This is a genomic window from Commensalibacter intestini A911 (assembly GCF_000231445.1).
Lineage (GTDB): Bacteria > Pseudomonadota > Alphaproteobacteria > Acetobacterales > Acetobacteraceae > Commensalibacter > Commensalibacter intestini.
The window spans coordinates 303667-316752 of record NZ_AGFR01000003.1; the positions used below are offsets into that span (position 1 = coordinate 303667).

The following is a 13086-nucleotide window of genomic DNA, read 5'->3' on the forward strand; positions in this document are numbered from 1 at the left end:
ACAGGAATAATCAAAAACTTAGAAACTATTAGGACAGAATTTTTATGAAATTAATAGGGGCTAAAAGCAATAAATATCAAGAATATGATAAAAATACACAGATTGTTACATAAAATATACATAACAATCTGGTAAGTTTTAGTCTTCTTTTTCTTTTTTGGCTTTTGTTTTTTTAGGCGCAGCCGTTTTCTTGACCGTAGTTTTCGTCGCAGCTTTTTTGGTAGCAGTAGTCTTGGTAGCGGCAGTTGTTGTCGTTTTTTTCTTTTTTGCTTTTTCTTTAGCAGTTTTACCTTTTTCTTCCAAAATCGATAATGCTGTTTCTAAAGTTAAACTTTCACCGTTATCACCCTTTGGTAATGGCGCAACAGTTTTCTTATGTTGCAAATAAAATCCAAAACGTCCTTTGCGCAATAAAACAGGTTCTTTATCTTTTGGATGAGGACCCAAATTGTGAATAGAAGCCATTTTTTTCTCAACAACTTCTAATGCTCGGGGCAGGTCTACGGTTAAGACATTATCGGTTTTATCTAAGGAAGCAAAAATGTTTCCGACTTTGATATAAGGTCCAAAAGGACCTAAACCAGCTTGAATAGCCTCTCCTGTGGTGGGGTATTCTCCCAATGTACGAGGCAAAGATAATAGCCCAACTGCGTCTTGTAGTGTAATTGCATTTCCATCCATTCCTTTTGGAATGGTTGCGCGTTTAGGTTTTTTCTTTTTATTCTCAGGGTCAGCTTCTCCACATTGAATGTAAAGCCCATAAGGTCCTCGTTTAAGGACAATAGCTTCATCGGTTTCTGGATGATTTCCTAAAGTGCGAGAGCCTTCTTTTAATGTGTCATCTTCTTCTGGGTTAGCACCATCAACCCCTAAGCGACGCGTATATTGGCATTCAGGATAGTTTGTACAACCCACAAAAGCGCCGTAGCGTCCTAATTTAAGATGAAGTTTTCCAGTATCACAAGACGGGCATTTTCTAGGATCACTACCATCTGTTGATTCTGCAAAGAAGTGATTGCCAAGATCGTGGTCTAAAGCATCAATAACATCAGAGATTTTGAGATCTTTAGTTTGTTCGATTGCCTTTGAAAAATCATCCCAGAAGTCACGTAAAACTGTTTTCCAATTGGTCTTGCTATCAGAGATATCATCTAGTTTTTCTTCAAGATTTGCAGTAAAATCAACATCTACGTAACGTTTAAAGAAAGAAGTTAAAAAAGCGGTAACCAATCGTCCTCGGTCTTGAGGGATAAAATAACGATTTTCAAGGGTTACATATTCTCTATCACGCAATACGCCTAAAATAGACGCATAGGTAGAAGGACGACCAATACCGAGTTCTTCCATTTTTTTAACAAGAGAGGCTTCACTGTAACGTGGAGGAGGTTGAGTGAAATGTTGTTCAGGTAGAATTGCTTTGGTCTGTGTTTCTTCACCTTCTTTCATAGAAGGTAACATTGTCGAGATGTCTTGTTTAGATGGATCTTTTTCTTGATCGTCAACAATATCTTTGTAAAGTTTTAAGAAACCATCAAAAGCAATCATGGAGCCTGTTGCTCTGAATAGATGCTCTTTACTAGGGTTAGCAAGTGTGACAGCTACTTGATCGAGTTCTGCAGATTGCATTTGGCTGGCGACAGCACGTTTCCAGATGAGTTCATAAAGCTTTTTTTGGTCTGGTGTTAAATAAGCAGCGACTTGATCTGGAGTATAGCTAATATTGGTTGGTCGAATGGCTTCGTGAGCTTCTTGGGCATTTTTAGCTTTACTGGTGTAATGACGAGGCTTGGAAGGTAAGTAATTATCTCCAAATTTGTCACCGATATGTTGACGAATAGCAGTAATGGCTTCATTCGCCATTTGCACACCATCTGTTCTCATATAGGTAATTAACCCGACGGTTTCTCCGCCCACATCGACACCTTCATACAGTTGTTGAGCTGTGCGCATCGTATTTTGTGCGCTCATATGAAGTTTGCGAGAGGCATCTTGTTGCAAAGTAGATGTCGTAAAAGGAGGGGCTGGATTTCGTTTTGTTTTTTTACGTTCAACAGCTTGGACTGCAAAATGTTCTTTTTGAAGAAGGTTAACAGCTTGTTGGGCTAGCTCTTCATTATTAAGATCAAACTGCTCTAGTTTTTTGCCTTGGAACTGTGTCAGTTTCGCCGTAAAAGCAGCATTTTCAGACGTTAAAAAAGTGCCACTAATTGTCCAATATTCTTTGGATTTGAAGACTTCAATTTCTGCTTCACGTTCACAAATGAGGCGTAAAGCCACAGATTGCACCCGTCCCGCGCTGCGAGAGCCTGGTAATTTGCGCCATAAAATAGGGGACAGTGTAAAGCCGACTAAGTAGTCTAACGCACGACGCGCAAGGTAAGCTTCGATAAGTGGTTGATCTAATTCCCGAGGATTTTGCATCGCATGTTGGACTGCTTGTTTGGTAATCTCGTTAAAAGTTACCCGTTCAACATTGATGTTTTTGAGAAGTTTTTTATCCTCTAACATTGCCCGAACATGCCATGAGATGGCTTCACCTTCGCGGTCAGGGTCAGTGGCGAGATAAAGATTTTTAGCCCCTTTAAGGGCTTGCGAAATGGCTTTGATTTGTTTGGTACCACGTTCGTCAGAGGACCAGTCCATTGCAAAATCTTCATCAGGACGCACGCTACCATCCTTTGGTGGCAGGTCGCGCACATGACCAAAAGAGGCAAGAACAGTATATTGATTGCCAAGATATTTGTTAATCGTTTTAGCCTTGGCAGGTGATTCTACTATAATGACGTCTGTCATTGTTTCTCCAGACGAGAATTAGATGTAAAATAAAAAGTCAGAAATATAAAAATGAAGATACTATCGCTTCTTGAGTAAGAAGCAAATGTTATTTTTATTCCATGTTAATAATGTTTGATAATTTATTTGTAAAGATAAAGAAAAGAAATTTTTTTAAATCAATATCTTATCTTAAGGGGTTAGGATATAGCCATTATGTTGAAAAATTATTTGATTACTAATTTCAAGTAGCGTAAGGGCACCAAGCGTTTCTGTTGCGGAATAAGAAAGGTGACGAATAATTAAATCAATAGGTGTTGGCGTTGTTGATAATAACGCTAGAATTTCGGACTCTATCATTGTTGGATTGGTTTGTGTCTCTGCCTCTGTTTGAGTATTCGTAGTCTTTACTGCATAGTCTAATTCTGCGAATAAATCTGGCTTAAAAGCAGTTTTTTTCTTGGCTGTTAACACAGAGAGCTCTGGTAAAATATCTAATGCATTTTCTGTGAGGGTTGCTCCCATCCGCAATAAATTATTACTGCCTTTGCAACGAGGGTCTAAAGGAGACCCAGGAACAGCAAAAATAGGTTTATTGTATGACAAAGCAAGTTTGCTAGTGATTAAACTGCCAGAATTTAAAGCAGCTTCAATTACAACACATCCATGACAAAGGCCTGCAATAAGTCGATTTCGGCGAGGAAAATGGGTGGCTTGAGGGGAAGCACCTAAAGGATATTCAGAAACAATAACGCCTTTTTCAGCAATTTCTTTTTGTAATTTTTGATGTTCACTTGGGTAGACAATATCAATTCCACAGGCAATTGCTGCAATCGTAAAACCTGTATATAAAGCTCCTTTATGTGCTGCTTGATCAATTCCTCTGGCTAATCCTGACGTCACGCCAATAGAATGTGCAGCAAGGTCAGCGGCAAGACTTTCTGAGATTTTGAGCCCATGCATCGAGGCATTTCTGGCTCCAACAATAGCAACATTTTGTCGATGTAAGAGTTTAGCACTTCCTAAAATCGTTAAAATAGGAGGAGCGTCATCTAATTGAGCTAAGAGCTCTGGATAATCATCAAAACCATGTAAGATAAATTGTCCACCATATGCATATGTTTTTTCGATTTCTTCTATAATTAAAGAGAGAGGAGGCGGAGAAAAATTGGTGGCGGTCTTTTTATTTCTTTGTATAGAAGGCAAAGCCTCTAGAGCAGCTTCAGGTGTATGGTAGCGTTTTAAAAGCTGATGAAAGCGAACTGCCCCAATACCATCTGTTCTTGCTAGCCTTAAATAAGAAGCTAGCTTTGGAATAGGTATCGTATTGGAACTATTATTATTCATTGCCGATATTGGATAAAGAAGATAGGTCTTTTTTATCGCCAATACGGGGTTCTGTGCCGTTGACTAAACGATTAATATTCGCTTGGTGTCGCCATAAAATCAATATGCTGATGACAAGGGTAGGGAATAAAATAGGTGCTTTGAGATCAAAGGAGTTTTCAATCATGATTAATATTGGCCATGCAACGAAAGCTGATAATGCTCCGACAGAAGATACCTTTGAAATTTTTGCGCCTAACAACCAGATTGTACAACATAAAATGCCAGCAATAGGTGTTAAAGCAAGTGCTGCACCTAATCCTGTTGCAACACCTTTACCGCCTTTAAATCCTAACCATATCGGGAAACAATGTCCGACAACCACGAAAATGGCAGCAATAGAAGTGGCAGCCATAGGGTAAACCATACCGAAAATAAAAGCACAAGCAACAGCCAAAGCACCTTTACCCATGTCACATAGTAAGGTCATTGCTGCGAGCTTTTTATTGCCCGTTCTTAGAACATTAGTCGCCCCAATATTTCCTGATCCGACTTTACGAATATCACCTATCCCCCCTAACTGGCTGATTAACATTCCAAAAGGAATACTGCCAATCATATAAGAAACCAAAGCGATTCCTGCCATTAATGGCATCGCAGAAGAGGGAAGATGCCACATCATGATGTTTGCCTTTGAAATACGCGACGACCTGATTTCCAGGTGCCTAAGACAAGGCCTGGTAATTTGCGATTGTCAAAGGGAGTATTTTGTGCACGACCAGGTAATTTACCAGCTTCGACTAACCATGTTTGATCAGGATCAAAAAGACAAAGATCCGCGTCTGCTCCGATACTTAATGTTCCAGAAGAATGTCCTAATAATTGGGCAGGACGATAGGTGAGGAGAGATAAAGCATCTAATAGAGATAAGTTGCTTTCTTTGGCACGTAATAAAGTGACACTTAACAAGGTTACTAATCCAGTTCCACCAGCAGCAGCTTCGGCAAAAGGTAGACGCTTATCATCCACATCTCGAGGTAAGTGGTCAGATGCAATGGCATCAATGGTTCCATCTGCAAGTGCTTGGCAGACAGCTTGACGATCTTCTTCTGATCTTAGTGGTGGAGATAATTTCGCATAAGTGCGGAAGTCACCAATCGCTTCTTCATTTAAGTCAAAATAAACAGGTGCTGTATCACAGCTGATGGGTAGTCCTTTTTGCTTTGCTTGACGAATAAGGTCTAAACCTTCAGCAGTAGAGACATGGCCAAAATGCAAACGACATCCTGTTAACTCAGCAAGGCGTAAGTCTCTGGCAATCATAATTGATTCAGCAGCGGCAGGAATAGAAGGTAATCCTAATTTTGTTGCAAGCTCACCTCTGGTTGCACTGCCATTTCTGGCAAGAGAAGGATCTTCTGGATGTTGTACAATTAAACAATTATAACCACGTGCATAAGACATGATTAACATCATCAGACGTGTGTTTTCTAAAGCTCTATTACCATCTGTGAAGGCAATAGCTCCAGCCTCTTGTAACAATCCAATTTCAGCCATTTCTTTACCTTCGCACCCAACACTTAGGGCACCATAAGGTAAAATATTAACAGAGTGTGTTGCTTCTCCCTTGGCTTTTAATAAGGTGACAAGAGCTGGATTATCAATAGCGGGCTTACTATTGGGTAAGATCGCCATGGTGGTAATACCACCTGCTGTACCCGCTTCGGCCGCAGTTGCAATGGTTTCGCGATATTCATAGCCAGGCTCACCAACTGTTACCCGCATATCCACTAAACCAGGGCAAAGGACTGCACCATTACCATCAATAACTTCACAGCCTTCAGGGAGTTTCTCTGTTTCAGGGAGGTCAATAGCAGCAATCTTGCCATCTTTTACGAATAAACGTCCAAGTTTGTCTAATCCTGATTTAGGATCAATTAAGCGCACATTGGTAAACAATAATGGTTTCATGGTTGTGCCTTTATTTGAGAGAATTTTTCAAGAACAGCCATTCGAACCGCAACACCCATTTCAACTTGTTCTTGGATGACGCTTTGTACAGGATCATCTGCCACGTTACTGTCAATTTCTACACCACGGTTTAATGGGCCAGGATGCATGACCAAAGCACCAGGTTTGGCAAGGTTAAGGCGACGTCGATCTAGGCCAAAGAAGCGGAAATATTCTCTGCTACTTGGAACTAGGCCTGCCTGCATCCGTTCGCGTTGCATCCGTAACATCATAATAACGTCAACGTCTTTGATGCCTTCATCCATAGAATAATAAGGGGTTGCACCCATTTTTGTAATGGTCATCGGCAGCAAAGTCGGTGGGCCAATAACCCGAACTTTACATCCCATTGTATTGAGAAGGAGAATATTAGAACGTGCAACACGGCTATGTAAAATATCACCACAAATCGCAACTGTTAGACCTGATAAAGTGCCGTAATGACGACGAATTGTCAGTGCATCTAATAACGCTTGTGTAGGATGTTCGTGCATGCCATCCCCCGCGTTAATGACGCTGGCATCTACTTTTTGAGCTAATAGAGCTGGTGCGCCAGAATGTGCATGTCGAATAACCAACAAGTCAGCGCGCATTGCGTTTAATGTATAAGCCGTATCGAGAAGTGTTTCCCCTTTGCTGACAGAAGAGGTTGAAACAGACATATTAATAACGTCTGCACCTAATCGTTTCCCAGCTAATTCAAAGGAGGTTCGGGTTCTCGTACTATTTTCAAAAAATAGAGTAATTAAAGTACGTTCTCTTAATAATGTTCTTGGGGTTTTGCGAGAACGGTTAAGTAACGCGTAATTTTCAGCGCGATCAAGTAAAGATTCAATATGATGAGGGGATAGACCTTCTATTCCCAGGAAATGTTGTCCAAAGGGATTATCCATTGGTAACGGCTCCTAATCTAGCCAACACTTCTTCTTTGCCCAAAGCCAGTAATGTATCATCAATTCCAGGGGACATGGTGCTGCCTGTTACAGCTGCGCGTAGGGGTTGGGCGACTTTGCCTAACTTTAACCCTTCAGTTTCTGCAAATTGATGAAGAAGATGATTAATAGCCTCTTTGGTAAAAGAAGTTAACGTGGCAAGTTGCGATGCAAGTTTGCTCAGCATAGCACAATTTTCTTCGTTGAGTAGCTTTTGTGCTTTGTCATTAAAAAGTAATGGAGGTTCCATACAGAGGAACGCAGCATTTTGTGTCAGTTCAACAATACTTTTAGCGCGTTCTTTTAATCCTGGCATGAGGGCTAAAATACGCTGCTGATGGATAGGATCTAACACAAATCCTTCTTGCTCAGAAAGACGACTGATAATGTCCTGAGTCAAACGAGCATCATTTGCTTGACGTAGCCAATAGCCATTTACATGTAATAATTTTGCATAATCCATACGAGAAGGAGAGCGTCCGACTCCATCAAGATCAAATAATTTAATTTGCTCTTCACGACTAAGGATTTCGTCATCCCCATGACCCCAACCTAAGCGTAATAAATAATTACAGAGGGCTTCTGGTAAATAACCTTCATCACGGAATTCAACAACAGAGCTTGCTCCATGACGCTTGGATAATTTTGCACCATCAGGCCCATGAATGAGAGGGAGATGAGCAAAATGAGGAATATTCCAGCCCATTGCACGATAAATCATAAGTTGACGGAACGTATTGGTTAAATGATCATCCCCACGAATAACATGGGTAATATCCATATCATGATCATCACAAACAACAGCGTGCTGATAGGTCGGGGTACCATCTGCGCGTAAGATGATCATGTCATCAAGCTCAATATTTGCGACGGTCACTTCACCTTGAACTAAATCATTAAGGACGGTCTTGCCTTCATGTGGTGCTTTAATTCGAACGGTATAAGGGGCACCTTCTGGTGCTTCTGAAGGGTCACGATCACGCCAATAACCATTATAGCGAGGTGCTTTCCCTTCTGCTTGTGCTTTGGCGCGCATATCGGCGAGCTCTTCTTGGGTGCAGAAGCATTTATAAGCTTTGCCTGTTTCTAGTAAATGTAAAGCGACTTCTTGGTGTCGTTTGATACGGGTAGATTGATAGACAGGTTCTTCGTCTGGGGTTAATCCCATCCATGCCAAACCATCCAAAATCACATCTACAGCTTTTTGTGTAGAGCGTTCTCGGTCTGTATCTTCGATACGTAATAAAAACTGGCCATGATGATGTTTGGCATAAAGATAGTTGAAAAGGGCAGCTCTGGCATTTCCAATATGGAGTAAACCTGTAGGGCTGGGAGCAAAACGTGTACGAACTGTCATAACCGTCTTTCTTGGTACGCAAAATTGAAATTTTAATTAAAATATACTCTATCCTATTTATTAAAAATAAGGGAGATAAGTCCAGTTTAAAATTTGTTTTATTTTCAAATTTATAGGAGATAGGCTGTAAATGTCATTTAATGGTTTTGATCTTGCTGGTTCTCAGCCCATAAACAAAGCATTTCATGTGCATACTCGTTGACTGTGATTGTTTTGGATTGCTTTTTATTTTTAGAGTAGTCTAGATCTTCTGAATCTTCGGTTTGCTTTCCATGTATAATATAATCAACGTAAGTTAGAATAAAACTTATCCCTAAGCCTATACAATAAAATATCATTAAAATTGCAAAAATAAGAAAATAGAAAATTCCGCAAAGAAGCCAAGCAGGAGAGGATAGAATAATTATGATCAAAGCAATTTTAGACATTGGTAAATGAAAATATTGTTTGGCATAGAAATAATTATAAACTTTGTTCGTAGGAAGGTTAAAACAAAGGGCGCTTTGATGAATAAAACGCTCTGCTTTTTTCCCTGACAATTTGTAGATCCCTTCATTAATGATAATGTCAGGAGAGAATGCTTCCTCTTTTATGGAGAGGGTTTGCATGAATAAAAGAAAAAGCTTTTTTTGTAACTGATCTGCTGTTTCTTTTGGAATCGCTTGGATTATCGTATCTATTCGCTTTTGCTCTTGTAATTGTGTCTCTTGATATTCTTTATAAAGTATAAGAATCATATCTGTATATTGTTTGGCGGTAAGAGGTGGTCTGGTATCTTTTGTTCATTTGAATAAATTAATAATAAAGGTGATTGGCCCTCTTGAGTCGCGAAAACAGAAGATTGTGCTATACTGAGCGTCTGAGGAATATATTGATAGGTTAAATTATCAGCATATTCACCACGTATTGCATATTGGCCATAATTTAGTAGGATATCGGGTAAAGAATCTTTTTTATCAATCTCACATTCGTAGCGAATGACATCGTAGATTTGTTCTCGTAATATCTCTTCTTGTTCATTATACATTTTGTATTTTATAAATTTAGTTTATAAATAATTCATTATTAAATTCATATTATAAATGCATGTCGTTTAATATAAAATCCTTTAGTAAACATGATAGGTGATTGATAAGATTTTTCAAACTGTTGTAAAAAATATTGTTAAAGAAACAGAAACATTAGTGTTGTGGATTCCAATTGCTTTTGCTCTGGGATGTTTGATCTATTTTTTACTGCTTGTTGAGCCTTCTCCTTATTGGGGAATTGCTGCTTTTCTTTTCGGAAGTGTTGGATGTGTCATCATTCGACGATATTACACAGCTTATCTTGGTTGCCATCAAATTTGTTGTTGTATTTTACTCATTTCCTCTGGTTTTTGTTTATCTTGGTGGCAAACGCATCGTCAGGAGCCTTTTTACGCTGTTCCCTTCCATGCGGCGATTATCCAAGGAAAAATTAAATCTGTTGAGTATTTGAGCACGGGTAAAAGACGTTTGACCTTACAAAAAGTGGGTTTTATAACGCCACCCGAATCAGATCAGCAAGAATGGAAGCGCTTTGTTCTTTTTACATTATCTAAAAAAGATCAGCAAAAATTAGAAAATGGATATGTTATTCAAGCCAGAGTTATGTTGCATCGTCCATCTTCTCCGCAATTTGTTGGTGGGTATGATTTACAATTTCGGTCTTGGTTTAAAAATATAGGGGCTTATGGCTATGCTCTGGAACCTGTAATTATTCTGGATGAACAGCCAGTATATTCGATACAAACTCTACGTGAAAAAATTGCAGCTCATATTCGAACGGTAGCTCCAGACTCTTCGGGTGTGATTGCACAAGTTTTATTAACAGGTATTGGGGGAGAACTCTCTCCGAATATACGTCATGCCTTCGCAGCTTCTGGCTTGGCGCATTTATTGGCTATTGCAGGTTTGCATCTGGGGATTGTGATGGCCATTGTGACCATCAGTATGCGTTGGTTATTGTTACGAAGTCAGGTATTAGCTTTATATTGGCCAGTTAAAACCATTGCTATTGTCACAGGTTGGAGTGTGGGTTGCTTTTATTTGGTATTAACTGGGCTTCATTTGCCGGCCATGCGTAGTTTATTGATGGCAAGTATTGTCATGTTGGCTCTGCTTTATAATCGCCCTGTTTTTTCTAAATATAATTTAATGTTGGCAGCATTGTTTCTCTTGTTGTTATCGCCTGCATCTGTAATGGATGTGTCGTTTCAAATGTCGATGGCTGCGGTGCTGGCGTTGGTTTCTGGCTATCAGTTGATTTATAAATGGTTAGAGAAATACCAAGGGCGAGATTCTTACTTATATCGTTTTTTTAGGATCTATATTTTAGAAGCATCATGGGTAAGTATTTTAGCAGGAACGGCTGTGGTACCTGTAGTAATGTTCTATTTTCATGAGCTTAATTTATATTTTATATTTGCAAATTTAATCGCCGTTCCTTTGATGGCATTATGGATTATGCCGTTGGGGTTATTGACTTTATGTGCAATGCCTTTTGGAGGAGATTATATCTTTTTAAAATTAATGACGATAGGCATTCATATTGTCATTGCTTTGGCAGAGTGGGTTTCGTATTTGCCTTATGCCAGTATTGCTGTTCCTATTTTCCCAGCTTGGGGATATGCACTGTATTTTTTTGGATTATGTATTTTATGTTTATGTATCACATCAATTCGTTGGGTAGGTGTGGTGATAATGGTTATAGGGCTTTGCTCTTTATTTTGTGTAGTTGTTCCTAATGTTGTCACAGCATCGAATGGTCGAATGATTGGTATTAAAGATCAGCACCAGTTATTGTTAGTATGCCAAGGAGGATGTGATAAGCCAACCACTGAAGAGTGGCAGAAAGTGTTAAAGACCTCACAAGTTAAATTTGTTTCTGCTAATGACTATGGTGAAAATTTTACGTGTAATCAAGAATATTGTTTCTTTACAAAACAGAAGATTCTTGTGTTGTTTAGTTCAGAAAAAAAACAGCAACAATTTGATATATGCCGACAAAGTATTTTAGAATTTTCTTTTTTATGGAATGGGGCAATATGCAGGAATATTCCTGTGATTAATAAGAAATCTAATTGGATTAATGGAGCGCACAGTATCTGGTTGCCCCCTTTAACCATTAGCACAGATTTAGAGGATAGGGGACAGCGTCCGTGGGTGATAGAACCTATTCAGAGAGGCATACCTAAGATGCCGATGGCGCAAGAGGAATAGGCTACACCACTAAATTTTTATCTGGATAATGGCAAACCTCAGTTGCAGGGCAACGCCAACATTCAGGTTTTCGCGCTTTGCAAATATAACGTCCATGTAAAATCAACCAATGATGAGAATCTCGCAAAAGTTCTTTTGGAATACGTCTAACAAGTGCTTTTTCAACGGCTAAAACATCTTTGCCAATGGCAAGGCCTGTCCGGTTTCCTAATCTAAAAATATGCGTATCAACAGCCATTGTATTTTGGTTAAAGGCAATATTTAAGATAACATTTGCTGTTTTTCTTCCTACACCAGGAAGTGCTTCCAGTGCTTTTCTTTCGCCAGGAACTTCGCTGTTGTAATGCTCAATCAATTGCTGAGATAAAGCAACGACGTTACGAGATTTAGCACGCCATAATCCGATAGAGTTAATATATTGTGCAACGCCATCCTCACCTAAAGCAACAATGTCAGCGGGGGTAGAGGCAATTTTAAAAAGTTTCTCGGTTGCTTTATTAACAGACGCATCAGTGGCTTGGGCAGATAATACAACAGCGACTAGTAATGTATAAGGCGATGTATAATTTAATTCACTTTTGGCATCAGGGTTTTCTTTAGCTAGAATTTCGATGAAATCCCGAACCTCTGCTAAAGACATAGCAGTTACTTTTTTACCTGATGTTGTGTTTTTCTCTGCCATAATAAAGAGATTAACTTATCCCATAAAGCCCATTTGACGACCACCCATAATATGGAAATGGAAGTGAGGAATTTCTTGACCAGAATCTCTGCCTGTATTGCTGACAAGGCGATAACCGTTATCTTCTAGTCCTAATTCTTTTGCGACATGAGCAATAGCTTTGGTAAATGCAACCAACTCTTCTGGCGCTGCACGTTGTGCAAAGTCAGAGTAGCAAGTATATGGATTTTTTGGAATGACCAAAGCATGGACTGGGGCTTGTGGAGCAATATCATGAAACGCAAGTACGAAGTCATTTTCATAAATGGCTTTACAAGGGATTTCTTTTCTTAAGATTTTTGCAAAAATATTTTGAGGATCGTATTTTGAGATGTTAATAGACACGGTTTTCTCCTTGTATTATTTATTTTAAAGGATCACTAGGACGAGCAGCTTTTTCTGCAATACCGCTGGTTCCTTCTCTGCGATGTAACTCTTGCCAAACATCATCAGGGGAAACGCCTGCACTGACCCACATGACTAATAAATGATATAATACATCAGCACTTTCAGTGATCAATTCTTTTTTATTGCCAGTTGCACATTCAATTAAACATTCAACGGCTTCTTCTCCAAATTTCTCAGCGGTTTTTTGGGGGCCTTTCGCAAGTAATTTGGCAGAATAACTGACATTTGGATCAGCATCCTTTCTAGAAAGGATCGTGTCATATAGATGATTAATAATATCTGCGTTGATCTCTGTGCTCATGAATGTATTCTTTTTCT

11 protein-coding genes are annotated in these 13086 nt (G+C 39.3%); 1 reads left to right on the forward strand and 10 read right to left on the reverse strand.

Annotated features, from left to right (window positions below):
* Positions 1 to 138: 138 nt before the first annotated feature.
* The 7 genes from topA to CIN_RS01755 all read right to left on the reverse strand — a co-directional run bounded on the left by topA (position 139) and on the right by CIN_RS01755 (position 9134).
* Complete coding sequence (gene topA / locus CIN_RS01725) at positions 139 to 2793, reverse strand: type I DNA topoisomerase (RefSeq protein WP_040363681.1); 2655 nt, start codon at positions 2791 to 2793, stop codon at positions 139 to 141.
* 171 nt (positions 2794 to 2964) lie between these two features.
* A complete protein-coding gene (dprA, locus tag CIN_RS01730) occupies positions 2965 to 4119 on the reverse strand; it encodes a DNA-processing protein DprA (protein ID WP_008853333.1) in 1155 nt (384 codons plus the stop codon).
* Positions 4112 to 4780, reverse strand: coding sequence for a glycerol-3-phosphate 1-O-acyltransferase PlsY (gene plsY, locus CIN_RS01735; protein ID WP_050798305.1), 669 nt, complete (start codon positions 4778 to 4780; stop codon positions 4112 to 4114). Before plsY ends, dprA begins: the two co-directional genes overlap by 8 nt.
* Positions 4777 to 6069 carry a dihydroorotase gene (locus CIN_RS01740; protein ID WP_008853335.1) on the reverse strand — a complete coding sequence of 431 codons (1293 nt, stop codon included), beginning with the start codon at positions 6067 to 6069 and terminating at the stop codon, positions 4777 to 4779. Before CIN_RS01740 ends, plsY begins: the two co-directional genes overlap by 4 nt.
* A complete protein-coding gene (locus CIN_RS01745) occupies positions 6066 to 7001 on the reverse strand; it encodes an aspartate carbamoyltransferase catalytic subunit (RefSeq protein ID WP_040363682.1) in 936 nt (311 codons plus the stop codon). The genes CIN_RS01740 and CIN_RS01745 overlap by 4 nt, the downstream gene beginning before the upstream one ends.
* The gene (gene gltX, locus CIN_RS01750; RefSeq protein WP_008853337.1) at positions 6994 to 8397 is read right to left on the reverse strand and encodes a glutamate--tRNA ligase; all 1404 of its coding nucleotides are present in this window, start codon (positions 8395 to 8397) and stop codon (positions 6994 to 6996) included. The genes CIN_RS01745 and gltX overlap by 8 nt, the downstream gene beginning before the upstream one ends.
* Before the next feature lie 137 nt (positions 8398 to 8534).
* A complete protein-coding gene (locus tag CIN_RS01755) occupies positions 8535 to 9134 on the reverse strand; it encodes a hypothetical protein (protein ID WP_008853338.1) in 600 nt (199 codons plus the stop codon).
* A gap of 387 nt (positions 9135 to 9521) precedes the next feature.
* Here CIN_RS01755 and CIN_RS01765 point away from each other — a divergent pair, with 387 nt between their 5' ends.
* Entirely contained in the window at positions 9522 to 11639 is a 2118-nt protein-coding gene (locus tag CIN_RS01765) for a ComEC/Rec2 family competence protein (protein WP_008853339.1), read from the forward strand.
* Position 11640: 1 nt separating this feature from the next.
* Here the strand turns inward: CIN_RS01765 and nth are convergent, their stop codons facing one another.
* From nth to CIN_RS01780, 3 genes are read right to left on the reverse strand one after another with little or no spacing between them, the layout of a single operon-like run.
* On the reverse strand, positions 11641 to 12321 hold the full coding sequence (gene nth, locus CIN_RS01770; RefSeq protein WP_008853340.1) for an endonuclease III: 681 nt from the start codon (positions 12319 to 12321) through the stop codon (positions 11641 to 11643).
* 15 nt (positions 12322 to 12336) lie between these two features.
* Entirely contained in the window at positions 12337 to 12705 is a 369-nt protein-coding gene (locus CIN_RS01775) for a histidine triad nucleotide-binding protein (protein ID WP_008853341.1), read from the reverse strand.
* Between the two features lie 19 nt (positions 12706 to 12724).
* Complete coding sequence (locus CIN_RS01780) at positions 12725 to 13069, reverse strand: phosphoribosyl-ATP diphosphatase (RefSeq protein WP_008853342.1); 345 nt, start codon at positions 13067 to 13069, stop codon at positions 12725 to 12727.
* Positions 13070 to 13086: the final 17 nt, after the last annotated feature.

Coding starts and splice junctions, on each gene's coding strand:
- topA (WP_040363681.1), bottom strand. CDS start 2,793: ATGACAGACGTCATTATAGTAGAATCACCTGCCAAGGCTAAAACGATT.
- dprA (WP_008853333.1), bottom strand. CDS start 4,119: ATGAATAATAATAGTTCCAATACGATACCTATTCCAAAGCTAGCTTCT.
- plsY (WP_050798305.1), bottom strand. CDS start 4,780: ATGATGTGGCATCTTCCCTCTTCTGCGATGCCATTAATGGCAGGAATC.
- CIN_RS01740 (WP_008853335.1), bottom strand. CDS start 6,069: ATGAAACCATTATTGTTTACCAATGTGCGCTTAATTGATCCTAAATCA.
- CIN_RS01745 (WP_040363682.1), bottom strand. CDS start 7,001: ATGGATAATCCCTTTGGACAACATTTCCTGGGAATAGAAGGTCTATCC.
- gltX (WP_008853337.1), bottom strand. CDS start 8,397: ATGACAGTTCGTACACGTTTTGCTCCCAGCCCTACAGGTTTACTCCAT.
- CIN_RS01755 (WP_008853338.1), bottom strand. CDS start 9,134: ATGATTCTTATACTTTATAAAGAATATCAAGAGACACAATTACAAGAG.
- nth (WP_008853340.1), bottom strand. CDS start 12,321: ATGGCAGAGAAAAACACAACATCAGGTAAAAAAGTAACTGCTATGTCT.
- CIN_RS01780 (WP_008853342.1), bottom strand. CDS start 13,069: ATGAGCACAGAGATCAACGCAGATATTATTAATCATCTATATGACACG.